This window comes from uncultured Arthrobacter sp. (assembly GCF_947495145.1).
Classification (GTDB): Bacteria; Actinomycetota; Actinomycetes; order Actinomycetales; family Micrococcaceae; genus Arthrobacter_D.
The window spans coordinates 34,824-48,051 of record NZ_CANLXP010000003.1; the positions used below are offsets into that span (position 1 = coordinate 34,824).

Genomic DNA, 13,228 nt, shown 5'->3' on the forward strand with positions numbered 1-13,228 from the left:
TCGCACAGTAGTAGCTGGGCGTCCGGAGAATCTTCCGGGCGTCCAGCTTCTCTGTAAGCGGCCGCTCGAGATTCGTACCGGCTGTGCCTCGTCCCGCTGTGCTGAAACGCTTTTGCCAGTGGTTTAGAGTGTTTTGTCATGAGTCGAATCATCGCCGGCGTCGCAGGGGGAACTTCCCTGACCAGCGTCCCGGGCCAGGGGACGCGACCCACCACCGACCGCGTCAAGGAAGCTCTCTTTTCACGGCTTGACGCGTACAACATTCTGAATGGCGCGCATGTGTTGGACCTGTTCGCCGGGTCCGGATCACTCGGCGTGGAGGCTGCGAGTCGTGGGGCATCAGCCGTTGACCTCGTGGAGTCCGCCGAAAAGGCCGCAGCCGCCTGCCGGGCCAACGCCGACGCAATGAACCGTGTTCTCGGATGGACCTGTGTTCGGGTGCACCGGTCGAAGGTGGAAACGTACCTGAACCGGGTCTCGGAAGACGCGCTGTGGGATGTGGTGCTCATGGACCCGCCCTATCCATTGGAGGATGCGGCGTTGATGACTGTCTTGTCGTCGCTTGCCCGGCATCTGGCGGAGGGCGCCGTCGTCGTACTGGAACGCTCATCGCGCTCAGTGGAACCGGTGTGGCCCGCCGGGATTGAGCGCTTCGCCGAGAAGAAGTACGGCGAGACCCGGCTCTGGTTCCTTGAACCGGCCTAGCGGCTCCGCCATGACTCCAAGGGCACAGAGCTGACCGCCCGATCTCATCCAACTCTCATCTCTAGTTCATCTGCGCCCCATGTGCCGTCCGTACGGTTTTCGTAAGACCACTGAAACGGGACACAGCAAGGGGAGTTCATCATGCGGTTGTCGGTCATCGGATGCGGGTATCTAGGGGCAGTGCATGCCGCGTGCATGGCGAAGCTGGGACATGACGTGGTGGGCATCGACGTCGACAGCGCGAAGGTCGCCAGCCTCGGCGCAGGGGAGCCTCCCTTTTTCGAGCCGGGACTCGCGGAGCTCCTCACTGAAGCACTTGAATCAGGCAGGCTGCAGTTCTCGACTGACATCGCTGATGCCGCCGGGTCCGCTGTGCACTTCATAGCAGTCGGGACTCCGCAGAAGCGCACCGAGAATGGCGCGGACCTCAGCCACGTAGCCGCGAGTGTTGATGCGCTTCTTCCGCACCTGCGCGAGGGCGATGTGGTGGTGGGAAAGTCCACCGTTCCCGTCGGAACCGCGCGTGGACTTTCCACCCGGATCACTGAGGCGTGCCCCTCCGTGACACTGGCCTGGAATCCCGAATTTCTGCGAGAGGGCTACGCGATCAAGGACACGCTGGAACCCGACCGGCTGGTGTACGGGTTGGACGATGCGAACAGCGGTGCGCAACTGATCTTGGATGAGGTGTACGCCCAGGCACTCGCCGACGGCCGCCCGCGGCTGGTTATGGACTATGAAACCGCCGAGCTGGTCAAGGTCTCTGCCAACGCGTTCCTGGCCACGAAGATCTCCTTCATCAACGCGATGGCTGAGGTATGCGAGGCAACCGGGGCTGACGTGTCCCTGCTTGCGGACGCCATCGGCCACGACGACCGGATCGGCCGCAGGTTCCTCAACGCAGGGCTTGGGTTCGGGGGAGGGTGCCTTCCCAAGGACATCCGCGCCTTCATGGCCCGCGCCGGAGAGCTCGGTGCCGACCAGGCGCTGACTTTCCTGCGCGAAGTTGACTCGATCAACATGCGGCGACGCTCCCGCATGGTCGATCTGGCCCGCGAGGTCTGCGGCGGGTCACTGCTGGGCCAACGGATCGCCGTACTCGGCCTGGCATTCAAACCCAACTCCGACGACGTCCGCGACTCCCCGGCACTGAGCGTCGCAGCCCAGCTTCAACTTCAGGGGGCAGCGGTGACGGCCATCGACCCGCAGGCGGTTCCCAACGCAGCACGCCGCTTCCCTGACCTCGCGTACGCAACGTCAGTGCAGGAGGCTGTGCAGAATGCCGACGCCGTCCTCGTTCTCACCGAGTGGGAGGAGTACCGCACGTTGAATCCGGAAGATCTCGCCGGGCTGGTCGCACGGCCGGCAATCGTCGATGGACGGAACTGCTTGGACGCGACGGCCTGGCGCGATGCCGGCTGGACCTACCGTGCGTTGGGACGTCCCAAGGCAGCGGCTGGATCTGCTGCCGCTGCCGCTGCGGATGCCAGGCTCATCGGAGAAGCCAGGCCCCGGGTTGCGGCGGAACCACGGGCCTAGCTTCTCCGCCCTCATACGCGCCGGTAAACCGGCCGGGCAGCTGGGCGGGGAGGGGAAGTACCGCTACTGATCCTGCCCGGACCGTCGGTTCACACGACGAGCCAGATCGACGACGGCGCCGCCTCCCAACACGATCGAACCTGCCACCGCGGCGAGCATGAGGTAGAGCCAGACCACGTTGCCCACTGCGTTCTCAGGGACGCGGAGCATCTGGAACCACTCCAGTGACCCTCCGATCCAGAAGACCGCCACTGCAAGCAGAACAATCACGGCAGGGGCGCAATCCCAACGCAATACCCGACGAACTTTTGTCCTGACTGTCTCCTCGAACTGCTGCGTGACCATGAACCCCAGTATTGAACAGCTAGCTGAGTATTTCAGCGTGTGTCGTCGTGTCGTTAGCGAATCGGGACAGGTCCGTTATCGGGGGTTAATGTTCGTGTCGGGAAGGGGGTCAGCGGGACGCCGCTCCAGCTCGTGATGCGGCGACAAGACGTGTCTCAAGAGCGTTGAACCAGGTACGCGCCACGGTCCGGTAGGGCGGCCGAAACGCATAGATACACGCCAGCCGGATCGCGGTCGCCGAAGCATAGGCTTCAAAGCGGGCGGGCGGTATCTCAAGAGCCTGGGCAGTTTCCCGGATGTGCTGCTTGCCCAAGGCTGCCGCTCCGGCAGACAACAAATTCTGCGCCACCCGGAAATCAAGGTGCACCGACAGGTTCGCCAGATCGAGGGCAGGCTCGGCGACGGACAGAGTGTCGCAGTCGATGATTCCCACTGATCCTTGGTCAGGGTCAACGAGGACTTGTTTGTCATGCAGGTCCCTGTGCGCCAGTCGGACAGGCGATGTGCCAGCCAGCAGGGACTGGGCGACGCCTGCCGCCGCACCCCGGAGCCTTCGCTCGGATACCCCGAGGGCGTTGAAGGCGCCAAGTTCCAGCCAACGCTCAACGGTGCGAACCTCATCTGCCGCGGAGTGGATCCGTGCAGCCATCGATGCATCCGTGCTTCCCGGCCCTCCAACAAACTCGGGCCATCGCATCGCCCACAGCCTCCAGGAACGCTCCCAAGCCTCCAGCGCCCCCTGCCCGGCGCCACCGCCGTTTCCGGGAGCGATCGTCCCATTGGCAGGGCCCGAAGTCCGGCCCAACTCAAACAGGCTCATACCGGGCACGGCAGTCAGCGTAACGCTGTACTCATCGGAGGCGACGACGTCGGGAACCTCGAGCCCGGACCCAGCCAGCGCTCTCACTGCAACCCGATGCGCATCGGCAACGGCGGATGCCTTTCCGCCGGCGACGAACTTCCTGTACTGCCCATCCGAGCGCACGACGGCGCGCCGCTTCAGCCGGTGCACCAGCAGCTCCCCGGATAATCCTTCGGCGCTCAGCGCGGGCAGGGCAGGGTCGTGAGCGAACGGCACCATGGACGCGCGGCCACCTGCGTCGATTCGCCCGGCCCGGACCCGATCGGATCCGATCTCACGACCCTCTACGATCAGGCTTCCGCCGCGTCGCGGCCAGGCGCGGTGGATTCGTACGATTTTGCCGTCGTCGTCCGCAACTTCACCGGGAATGCGGTTCACCACAGCACCTCCTCGATCATTGCGAGACGCGCGTCCATCTGTTGCCGCCAGGAGGGGGAACAGGCACGGAACGGTTCGCGGAGCCGGTTCAGCAGGTAGAAAGCGGTCCAGGTCAGCACCTCGGACTCGTTCACGGTGTCAGGACCTGAGCCATACCCGTCAAGCAGGGCGGCCGTTCGGGGCAGCGCGAGAACGCTGCGGCGGTCCGCTTGGCGAACTTCAAGTGCTTCGACGGCAGCAAAACTGCCCAGATCGGATGCGGCGGCACCGTACGTGCACCGCTCGAAGTCGATCAGGCGCACGTCCTTACCGTCGACGAGTATCTGGTCGGCAGAGAAGTCACCATGGATTACCCCAGCGAGGCCGGGCCGGCGCAGCAAACACTCCAGTTGCCGCTGCACACGCTCAAGGCGGTCCCGGTTCTCAGGCATCAGCTCAACGTTTTCCTTCACCAGCGAACGCAGACGTCCCGCCGGGGCGCGCCACGTATGTGCCTGGTGGATCGGGGCCTGGCGGTGCAGCAGGGCCAACGCTCCGCCGGCCGTACGTGCGGGCGGCTGCGCTTTCGCCGGTGGGACGGTGCCGAGGTCGCCGGAGCCGTACCAGGGCAGGTACTCCAGGTGCTTCCCGAACGGTAGGCCCGCCGGCAACAGCGGCGGTTCGAGGGGAACAAGTAGGGGAACCCCACCCTCCGCCAGTTTGGAGAGCATATTGCGGGTCATTGCGTGACGCGCAGCACTCGCCCTGCCGACCAGGCATCGGCCGGTCCCGGTGATTGAACCGGGAGCGATACCGGCGGTAGAACCGGGGGCGATACCGGCGGTAGGACCGGTGGCAATACTGAACACCACACGCCGCAACGGGTTGTATTTGAGCACCCGCACGCCGGAAGATAGGGAATCCAGCGCCGCCCGGCGGAACGGGCGGAGCACGCCGTAAAGGCGCGGATCCAGCGTAATGGGCCCGCTCGCCAGCACACCGTCATCGAGAGCAAAACGCTCAAGCTCCAGGTTTTGTGTGAGCGCCCGCCGGGAGGACTTCTCCAGCTTCACCGACGCGTCGGCGCTATACATGGCAAGCCAACGCACGCCGTCGCCGTCGTGAAGGCGGGCCACCGCGGATGTGCCGGGCTTCCAGCGCAGGTGGCTGGCACGAACAGGACGGTTGAAGAGAGAACTCAGCGCATCAGGGTCAAAGAAGAGATTGACCGAGTGCAAGCCGGAGTCGAGAGGAGCGAGTACGCTGCTCACAGCAGGGTCCCGATGGGAAGCGAACCGTCCCGGTCCTGGCGGGAGGTGCGTTGTTCCTCGACCCAGCGCGCGAAGAGGGGATAGCGCATCAATTCCTCGGGTGAGCCGTCCAGCAGGACCCGGCCGCCCTGAAGCCAGATAACCCGGTCGCACTTCAAAGCCACCGACGCCTCATGGGTCACCGTTACGGTGGTTCGACCCGCGCTGAGAGTGGAAAGGGCCTGGAGCACGTCCGTCCGTGAGTTCTGGTCAAGCCCCGTGGTGACCTCATCCAGGAGTACGACCGGCGCGTCCCGCAGCATTGCGCGGGCAATGGCGATTCGCTGTCGCTGACCGCCCGAGAGGGTTCCACCGCGCTCGCCGACAGTCGAGTCGTAGCCGTCGGGAAAGCTGGTGATGAACCCGTGTGCCTGTGCCAGCCTGGCTGCATGCTCGACCTCCTCATCCGTCGCTGAGAGGCGGCCGAAGCGGATGTTCTCCCGGACGGTCCCGGTGAACAGCACGGCTTCCTGAAGGACAAGGCTCACGTTCGACCGCAGGGAGGCGAGCGTGATGTCGGGCAGATCCACTCCATCGAGGCGCACAGACCCGTGCTGCGGATCCATTGCCCGGACAAGCAGGGACAGCAGCGTCGACTTTCCTGAGCCGGAAGGACCGACAATGGCCGTGCTGCGACCCTCCTTCAGGCACAGGTTCAGGTCGGAAAGCACTTCGCACCCGTTGTATGAGGCCGATACCTGCCGGAACTCAAGCTCGCCCCACACCCTGCCCAGCGGAAGGGCTGTAGGGGAGTCGGTGATGTCCACCTCCTCCTCGAGCAACTCGGCCACGCGCTCGCCGGACGCGGTGGCGCGCGCAATTCTGCCCGTGTACTTCGCCAGGTCCCTCAGCGGTTTCATCGCAGTCTTCAGGTACATGAGGAAGAGCACCAGATCGCCCGGAGTCATGGCTCCCTGAACAACGCGCCACCCGCCGCCTCCAAGCACGACGGCGGTTGCGACACCGACAATCACGTCCGTCCTTCGCTCCAGGGCTGCTGCGAGGCGACGGGACTTGACTCCCTCCCTGAGGGTCTGCTCGTTGCTGCTGCCGAAACGGTCGGAGAGCGCACGCTCCAGCCCATAGGTCTGAACAACACGGATGGCGCCCAGGCTCTCCTGCGCAGTGTTGGCCAGAGAACCCTCACCCTTTCGCGTACGGCGGGCGGCGATGGTGATCTTGTCGGTGCTGACCCTGGAAAGGAGCAAGAATCCGGCACAGGCGGCGATGACCACGAGGGCGAGCAGCGGATCAAGCCAGAACATGACGCCTGCCATTGCAACCAGGGTGATGCAGTTGGCCATCAGCGGCATCCCCGCGGTGACCGCGACTTCCTGCAGCCGGCCAACATCGCCGACCAGTCTCTGAACCGTGTCGCCGGTCCGGTTGGCTGAGTGGAACCGGCCCGACAGGGACTGCACGTGGTCGAACACTGCGGCACGCAGCTTCGTTGCCACCCGCGAGCCGACCAGCGCGAATGCGAGCGTGGCGACGAAGTTGCAGAGGGCCCGCATTCCGGTGAAGAACACGAGGGCAGCGCCGCAAGCCAGGAGGAGCAGGGGAGTGGCCTCCGGTCCGGTGCCTGAGAAGTCAGCTCCGAGGCTACGGGTAACAGCGTCAACGACGAATTTGACGGGCCATGGTTCGAGAACCCGGAACGCCACCTCGCACAGCAACACCAGTACCCCACCGCCCATGAGGAGTCCCTGGCCGCCCAGATGAGGCCTGATGGTCTGCAATGTTCGCCGAAGGGCGGATTTCTCGGGAGTCGTGTGAATGGTGTTGCCCATCACGCCACCTCCTGGGTGATCCGGTTCAGCACGGTGTCCCAGCTGTGGCGCTCAGTGGCTGCGCGGCGAGCCGCGGAGGACATCGCTGCCCTGGCCAGCGGCGCTGCGGCGAGGCTGCTGATGGCTTCGCTGAGAGCGTGCGGGTCGGACGGTTCCACCAAAAGCCCGGTGACGCCGTCGTCAATGATGTGGGGTGCCTGACCCACGCGGGAGGCAACAACGGGCAGCCCGGCCGCGCAGTACTCGTAGATTTTCAACGGGGAGAAGTACTGGTCTCCGTCGTTGGAAGTGCTCGGATACGGTGCAGCCGCAATGGCACATCCGGCGAGGAGCTCCGGCACTTTCTCGGGAGCCACGGCGCCGGTGAAGTCGACGTCGGCGCCCACTCTCTCAGCCAGGCTGCGCAACGCCGGCCCCTGCGGGCCGTCACCTACGACGCGCAGGGTCCACGCCCGCGAGCCCGAGGCCTGTGCTTCGATCAGGGTCTCGACCCCATGCCAGGGCTTGAGCGTGCCCACGAAAGCAACCACCGGTCGGCCGGGTGCTTCCGGGAAGGGACGGATGCGGTCGGTATTCACGCCGTTGGCGACGGTGCGGATGCGCTCATGGTCCCCTGGATCGACCCGTTTCCGGACCCAGTCGGCCACCGGATCGGAGACGCATACCGTCCGCGTAGCAGCGGCAACCTGAAGCTGCAGTGCCGCGGTCGCCGCGGTCTCGTCATGCAGAATCCGATAAGTCCGCTGTTCGTCGATCAGCGGCGCGTTGACCTCAAGGAAGCCCGGGATACGCAGCTCGGCGGTAACACGGGCAAGTGCATCGCTGAAGAGCGAGTAACGCTCGTAGACTGCATCCGCGCCATCGTTGAGAACCCGCTGGGCCAGTTCAGCGGCAACGGCAGCCTGCGAGGCCTCCCGCGTGGCGCCTTTACCCGTCACGGGCACGACGACGACGGTCAGGTCTGCCAGATCGGCCGGAACATCGCTGCCGGTCCGCGTGCAGTACACAGTCACTTCTGCACCACGGTTCCGCCAGGCACGGATGATTTCCTGCACATGCACTGAGGCACCTTTGGTGCCGAACACCGGCACGCCGGGGTCAACACACAGGTACGCGATGCGCCTCATCGTGCCACCGCCTCAATTTTCGGGGACCTGGTGGACGGCGGGATAGCGGACGAGGGCGCTGACGGGATCGCGTCCGGCCCCGTAGCCAGAGCCTCCGCCGCTGCCTCGGCGCATAGCCGCCTCAGCTGTGCCGACTGGATCCGGGAATCGAAGCACCGTTGAATGAGTGATCGGGCAGCACAGGCCGTTGCCGCACGGTCGAAGGAGTCGGAAGCTGCCGTCTCCAGCGCCTGAATCAGGTCCTCGACATTCCCCGCGCGCACAAGCAGACCCGTATCGGTTCCGTCCGGGCCGCCGAGGACCTCCGGTATGCCGGTGACATCGGAGCCGATGCACACCACGCCCATCGCCATGGCTTCAAGCAGGACTGTCGGTAGTCCGTCGGCGTTGCCGTCCGCTCCGATGACGCAGGGGGCAGCGAACACATCGGCCCATTGCAGGAGGTCAATCACTTCGCTCTGGGTTTGCGGACCAAGCAACCGGATGTGCTCACTCAGACCAAGCAATCTGATGCGCTCTGCCAGGCTATCCGCCAGTTCCCCGCCGCCTGCGATGCGCACGTCTACCTGCATGCCGGAGCGAACCAGCGCCGCGGCGGCGTCGATCAGGAGCGAGAAGCCCTTCTTCTCCACCAATCGGCCGACGGCGGCGACACGGAAGGGCGTATGCACGGGAGCCGGTCGCCGGAAGGGAAAGCGGTCAAGCTCCAGTCCGTTGTACACACGGTGGAGCCGATCGGAGGCTGCGGGCGCCAGGGTTGAAAGGTAGCGGTGGTTGAAGTCGCTCACAGTGACTGTGTGGTGGGCGTCCTGCATGAGCCGGATGAGTTCAGCGTTGTCCACCTGCTCGTGATAGATGTCTTTCGCATGGGCGGTGAAGGAGAACGGAATGCCCGTGAGTGCAGAGGTGATGCGGGCGGTGCGCGCGGCGATTGAGCCGAAATGGGCGTGAAGATGGGATATACCGCGCTCGACCACACGGGTCGCGAGCTCCACCCCCTGATGAACTTCCGACGCGTCGCACTCAGCCAGCTCAGGCAGGAGGTCCGCGAAACGCTGGGCGAAGTTCGGGATGATGGCGTGGGCGGCCGCGATGATCGGCCAGCCCTCGGATAGCTTCTGCGGGCGGCCGACGTAGGTCACGGGCGCCTGCACCCGAGCAAGTTCGGGGTGGAAGCGCGGGTCCACTGGCGGGCGAAGGGAGAAAATCTCCAGCTCCTCGCCCGCGGCTTCTCGGGCAAGGATCTCGGTGACAATGAATGTCTCGGAGAAGCGCGGGTAGATTTTCAGGACGTAACCGATCCGCCCCGTTTCAGACAGCTGCATGGCGGGTCCAATCCGTGTGGTGTCGCGAGGCATCGGCGGGCTCGGCGAGGAGCTCGGCGGCATATTCATGGATGGTGGTGAGTCCGTTCAGGTTGACCCCGCTACGGAAAACGTCCTGCCCGGCCATGTCCTGCAACCAGGCAGATAGGGTGCCCGGAGTGAATTCATCCGGATGGCAGAAGTCGAGCAACTGATGGCGGGCCAACCCTCGCGCCCGGATCAGCTGCTCACGGCGTGGGGCGACCCGCGGCACGATCAGCGCCGGCGTAGTTGTGCTCATGATTTCGCAGACCGTGTTGTACCCGCCCATTGCGACGACGGCGGACGCCGACTGAATCTCCGCAAGGGCGTCCCGCACGGATGCAACTACATGGGTGCCGGGGCGGGCGGCGGCCTCGACCTGCGCGCGGTCAGCCTTGGGCATCTGTGGTCCGGTGATGATGAGCTGCTCGAGACCCTGCGGAAGTGCGGCCTTGGCCGCGGTGAGTGTGAGGTCGAGGCCGTCGGACCCGCCGCCCGCCATTGTGACGACGAAGGGTACGCCGGTAGAGCCGGTACGACGGCGGACCGGGCGTCCCAGGGAGAGGTACCCCGTGTGCCGCACGAGGGGGGCAAGGCTCCGGGGAATCTCCCCGGTCCGCACGGCATCGTGTACCGCCGGATCGCCGTAAACCCACAGTTCGTCGAAACTCCGGCGCACTTGCTCCAGATCCAGGGCGTCCCACTCACGCCGGGCAGCCGCAGGTTGGTCGAGAACCTCTCGCAGGCCGAGTACCACGCGGCAGGATGGCCGCCCGCGACGCAGCCACTCGAGCCCCGCCGCCAGCTCATGGTCCACGCCGAACGGGTGGCGGTCCACCACCACGAGGTGAGGGTGGAAGTTCTTCAGCACGGCGGCGATCAGCGACGATCGAAGCCTGACGACGCTCGTCTGCCGGATTGCCAGGTGCCGGGGTTCATACCCGTTGCCTCCCTTGGTGATTCCGGGCAGCACCACCCAGTCCCATCCTTCGGGCGCCTCGAAGCGGGTGGCGGAAGCGACGCCCGTGACCAGGACGCCGCTCACCTTCTGTCCCTTCCGCCTGAAGCTGGCTGTGAGTGCGTGTGCGAGGGCGAGATTGCGCCGGGTATGGCCCAGCCCCTGCGAGTCGTGCGAGTACAGGACTACGCGCAGTGTCCCGGCTAAGTGCGGATCGGCACTCTTCGCGCCGTCGTTGTCCACTGTCATGGCTTCCCCAACTTTCCCCGCCGTCCAACGAGGACCGCAGGTTTCCCATTTAGCCAGCAGGCGATGAGACGTTGGTGAGCCGTCCATGAGAGAGCTCTCATCTGGAGCGGTGGCACCGGCGGAGTGGTCACCGGACACAGAAGTGCCCGTCCGGCCTGCAGTGTCAGAGGCAGGAAGGCCGGGCACTCGTATTTCCGCCCGGTGCGGGGCGGAAGCTACCGGGGTTGGTAGGACAGGCAGTCGGCGAGATCCGACCCGGACCCGATCTTCACGTCGTGCTTGTTGCACATTAGATGGCTGTTGTGGACGCACTCGTTGCGCTGGCAGGCTCCCACATGAGCAAGGACCATCGGCAGGCCGCCAGTCTCGGAGGTGTCGATGAAGGTTGCGCAGGAGGCATGCTCAGGACTGCCGCTGACCGTGATCGCGTAGGCAGTGCAGCCATCATGGTTGAATGCGCACTTGTGCACGCTGCAATCGGATACCTCTGTCACTTCCGCTGTCATGATTCCTCCATCAGTAGTGGGTGGGAAGCCAGCTGTACTGAGTCAGCACGTTAGTTCCACGGTACTGCGGCTTCCGGCCAATGGCGCTGAATCAATAGCGTATGAAAATTGCGCGTAAATCAGCGCTTCGTAAGGCTGAAAGCCTCGTAGTCGCCACTTGTAAGGACGGTCGCCGGGTGCGGTCCCGCGGCCGTGAGGGCGGCCGTCCACTGAACGTCCCAGGGTGACGCCGCCGCCAACACAATGTTGCCTGCATGCTGCCCGGTGAACATACCCGTCTCGCCCAGTGCAGCGGCGTCGTGCCCCGTGTTCTGCAGCAGTCGCGCCTGCTCGCGTGCGAAGGTGAGCGGAGGGTCATCGCCCACGTTCACGAGGACAACGCCTCCCGGCGCAATCGCCCGGACGAGCAGCCGGTAGGCCTCCGGAGTCGCAAGTTCGGTCGCGCCGTCTGCGCCGGAAAACATCCAGGACGACGGCGTCATAGGAGCCTTCCGCGCAGGCCGCGAGTGTGTCGCGCGCATCCTCAACAAGCAGCTCGCAATCGGTTCCAGCCGGTAGCGGCAGGTGCTCCACAACGAAGGCAAGCAGTTCCCGTTCCCTCTCAACCGCCACCTGCTGTGAGCCGGGGCGGGTGGCCTGGACATAACGGGCTAGGGTCAGTGCTCCCGCGCCAAGATGCAGGATACGGATCGGATCACCGGCCGGTTTGAAGACGTCCAGGACGTTCGCGATCCTGCGGAGGTACTCGTAGAACACGTTGCGGGGATCTGCTAGGTCAACGTGGGACTGCTGTGCACCGCCGATGCTCAGAATGAAAGCGCCGTCGTTGAAGGCATCCCCGTCGATTTCTGCATGCGCGCCGGCCATCCGGAGATAGCGTGACGGAACGGTCACAGCCGGTCCCTCAACGTTGCCAGCCGCTGCACCGCGTCAGCCAGCACGTCCTCCTTCTTGCAGAATGCAAACCGCAGGAGTGAACGCGTGCGCAGAGCACCGCGCTCATGGCAGAACATGGGAACGGGAATCGCAGCGACACCGACCAGCTCGGGCAGGCGCCGGGCGAAGGCGACGGCGTCAGTGATACCGAGCGGGGCTGCGTCCACCACTGTGAAATAGGTGGCCTGCGGTGTGAAGACGTCGAAGCCGGCGGCGCGAAGGCCCTTGCCCAGTACGTCCCGCTTACGCTGCAGCGCTTCGGCAATGGAGCGGTAGAACGCGTCCTCCAGACCCAGCCCCAGCGCAACAGCGCCCTGAAACGGCGTGCCGGAACTGTAGCTGAGGAAGGACTTCACGCTCCGGACTGCCTCCACCAGTTTTGCCGGTCCGGTCAGCCAGCCAATTTTCCAACCCGTCACCGAGAATGTTTTGCCCGCCGAAGAAATGGTCACGGTCCGCTCCCACGCGCCGGGCAAGGTAGCCACCGGGATATGCTTCGCAGCGAATGTCAGGTGCTCGTACACTTCGTCGGTCACAATAATCGCGTCGAACCGTTCAGCCAGCTCGACGATCCGTTCGAGCGATTCCAGGGAGAACATCGTGCCCATGGGGTTGTGGGGGTTATTCACCACGATGACACGGGTCCGCTCGTTCATGGCAGCTTCAAGTGCCTCAAGATCCGGCTGGAAGTCGGGGCCGGTGAGCGGCGCTGTGGTGTGCCGCGCACCGCTGAGCCCGATGATGGCGCCGTAGGAGTCGTAGAACGGCTCGAACGTCAGGACCTCATCGCCCGGCCCGGCGAAAGCGAGGATTGACGCGGCTATGGCTTCAGTTGCGCCGGTTGACACCACAACTTCCCGTTCAGCATCGACCGGGATCCCGTAGAAACGCTGCTGGTGGGCCGCAATCGCCTCCCGGAGCACGGGCAGTCCACGTCCGGGCGCGTATTGGTTCATGCCTGATGCGATGTTCTCGCGGGCGGCGTTCAGCAGGAGTTCCGGACCGTCCTCGTCCGGGTACCCCTGCCCGAGGTTGATCGCGCTGTGCTTTCCTGCGAGAGCCGTAATCTCCTCAAAGATGACGGTCCCGAGGCGGCCGTCGGGGGAAAGGAGGTTGGCACCCTGGGCGGTGCGCTGCCACCCGGAGAGCTGCCCCGTTGCGGAGGATTGGTTCGGTTCCATGGCATCCAGTATGTCGA

General features: G+C 64.9%; 13 protein-coding genes. 2 read left to right on the forward strand and 11 right to left on the reverse strand.

The window, feature by feature from the left end:
* Nucleotides 1-138: 138 nt before the first annotated feature.
* Complete coding sequence (gene rsmD / locus Q0877_RS02915) at nucleotides 139-705, forward strand: 16S rRNA (guanine(966)-N(2))-methyltransferase RsmD (protein WP_299165625.1); 567 nt, start codon at nucleotides 139-141, stop codon at nucleotides 703-705.
* Nucleotides 706-846: 141 nt separating this feature from the next.
* A complete protein-coding gene (locus Q0877_RS02920; RefSeq protein ID WP_299165626.1) occupies nucleotides 847-2,244 on the forward strand; it encodes a UDP-glucose/GDP-mannose dehydrogenase family protein in 1,398 nt (465 codons plus the stop codon).
* A 63-nt stretch (nucleotides 2,245-2,307) separates the two neighbouring features.
* Here the strand turns inward: Q0877_RS02920 and Q0877_RS02925 are convergent, their stop codons facing one another.
* The 11 genes from Q0877_RS02925 to Q0877_RS02970 form a co-directional block, all read right to left on the reverse strand.
* Nucleotides 2,308-2,589: a hypothetical protein gene (locus Q0877_RS02925; RefSeq protein WP_299165627.1), complete on the reverse strand. Its 282-nt coding sequence runs from the start codon at nucleotides 2,587-2,589 to the stop codon at nucleotides 2,308-2,310.
* A gap of 109 nt (nucleotides 2,590-2,698) precedes the next feature.
* Nucleotides 2,699-3,829 (reverse strand): aminoglycoside phosphotransferase family protein, encoded by a 1,131-nt coding sequence (locus tag Q0877_RS02930; protein WP_299165628.1) that lies wholly within the window; start codon nucleotides 3,827-3,829, stop codon nucleotides 2,699-2,701.
* Nucleotides 3,826-5,079 carry a phosphotransferase gene (locus tag Q0877_RS02935; RefSeq protein ID WP_299165629.1) on the reverse strand — a complete coding sequence of 418 codons (1,254 nt, stop codon included), beginning with the start codon at nucleotides 5,077-5,079 and terminating at the stop codon, nucleotides 3,826-3,828. The genes Q0877_RS02930 and Q0877_RS02935 overlap by 4 nt, the downstream gene beginning before the upstream one ends.
* Nucleotides 5,076-6,908 carry an ABC transporter ATP-binding protein gene (locus Q0877_RS02940; protein WP_299165630.1) on the reverse strand — a complete coding sequence of 611 codons (1,833 nt, stop codon included), beginning with the start codon at nucleotides 6,906-6,908 and terminating at the stop codon, nucleotides 5,076-5,078. Before Q0877_RS02940 ends, Q0877_RS02935 begins: the two co-directional genes overlap by 4 nt.
* Nucleotides 6,908-8,035: a glycosyltransferase family 4 protein gene (locus tag Q0877_RS02945; RefSeq protein ID WP_299165631.1), complete on the reverse strand. Its 1,128-nt coding sequence runs from the start codon at nucleotides 8,033-8,035 to the stop codon at nucleotides 6,908-6,910. The genes Q0877_RS02940 and Q0877_RS02945 overlap by 1 nt, the downstream gene beginning before the upstream one ends.
* Nucleotides 8,032-9,360: a glycosyltransferase family 4 protein gene (locus Q0877_RS02950; RefSeq protein WP_299165632.1), complete on the reverse strand. Its 1,329-nt coding sequence runs from the start codon at nucleotides 9,358-9,360 to the stop codon at nucleotides 8,032-8,034. Before Q0877_RS02950 ends, Q0877_RS02945 begins: the two co-directional genes overlap by 4 nt.
* The gene (locus tag Q0877_RS02955; RefSeq protein WP_299165633.1) at nucleotides 9,347-10,588 is read right to left on the reverse strand and encodes a glycosyltransferase family protein; all 1,242 of its coding nucleotides are present in this window, start codon (nucleotides 10,586-10,588) and stop codon (nucleotides 9,347-9,349) included. The genes Q0877_RS02950 and Q0877_RS02955 overlap by 14 nt, the downstream gene beginning before the upstream one ends.
* Before the next feature lie 215 nt (nucleotides 10,589-10,803).
* Nucleotides 10,804-11,094, reverse strand: a complete 291-nt coding sequence (locus tag Q0877_RS02960; RefSeq protein WP_299165634.1) for a DUF1540 domain-containing protein — start codon at nucleotides 11,092-11,094, stop codon at nucleotides 10,804-10,806.
* Nucleotides 11,095-11,213: 119 nt separating this feature from the next.
* Nucleotides 11,214-11,459, reverse strand: coding sequence for a hypothetical protein (locus Q0877_RS17085; RefSeq protein ID WP_367182115.1), 246 nt, complete (start codon nucleotides 11,457-11,459; stop codon nucleotides 11,214-11,216).
* Nucleotides 11,449-11,988 (reverse strand): spermidine synthase, encoded by a 540-nt coding sequence (locus Q0877_RS17090; RefSeq protein ID WP_367182116.1) that lies wholly within the window; start codon nucleotides 11,986-11,988, stop codon nucleotides 11,449-11,451. The genes Q0877_RS17085 and Q0877_RS17090 overlap by 11 nt, the downstream gene beginning before the upstream one ends.
* Nucleotides 11,985-13,211: an aminotransferase class I/II-fold pyridoxal phosphate-dependent enzyme gene (locus Q0877_RS02970; protein WP_299165635.1), complete on the reverse strand. Its 1,227-nt coding sequence runs from the start codon at nucleotides 13,209-13,211 to the stop codon at nucleotides 11,985-11,987. Before Q0877_RS02970 ends, Q0877_RS17090 begins: the two co-directional genes overlap by 4 nt.
* Between the last annotated feature and the right edge of the window lie 17 nt (nucleotides 13,212-13,228).

Excerpts from the sequence above, each read along its gene's own strand:
- Q0877_RS02945 (WP_299165631.1), bottom strand. The coding sequence starts at position 8,035 with ATGAGGCGCATCGCGTACCTGTGTGTTGACCCCGGCGTGCCGGTGTTC.
- Q0877_RS02970 (WP_299165635.1), bottom strand. The coding sequence starts at position 13,211 with ATGGAACCGAACCAATCCTCCGCAACGGGGCAGCTCTCCGGGTGGCAG.
- Q0877_RS02960 (WP_299165634.1), bottom strand. The coding sequence starts at position 11,094 with ATGACAGCGGAAGTGACAGAGGTATCCGATTGCAGCGTGCACAAGTGC.
- Q0877_RS02950 (WP_299165632.1), bottom strand. The coding sequence starts at position 9,360 with ATGCAGCTGTCTGAAACGGGGCGGATCGGTTACGTCCTGAAAATCTAC.
- Q0877_RS02920 (WP_299165626.1), top strand. The coding sequence starts at position 847 with ATGCGGTTGTCGGTCATCGGATGCGGGTATCTAGGGGCAGTGCATGCC.
- rsmD (WP_299165625.1), top strand. The coding sequence starts at position 139 with ATGAGTCGAATCATCGCCGGCGTCGCAGGGGGAACTTCCCTGACCAGC.
- Q0877_RS02940 (WP_299165630.1), bottom strand. The coding sequence starts at position 6,908 with ATGGGCAACACCATTCACACGACTCCCGAGAAATCCGCCCTTCGGCGA.
- Q0877_RS02925 (WP_299165627.1), bottom strand. The coding sequence starts at position 2,589 with ATGGTCACGCAGCAGTTCGAGGAGACAGTCAGGACAAAAGTTCGTCGG.
- Q0877_RS02955 (WP_299165633.1), bottom strand. The coding sequence starts at position 10,588 with ATGACAGTGGACAACGACGGCGCGAAGAGTGCCGATCCGCACTTAGCC.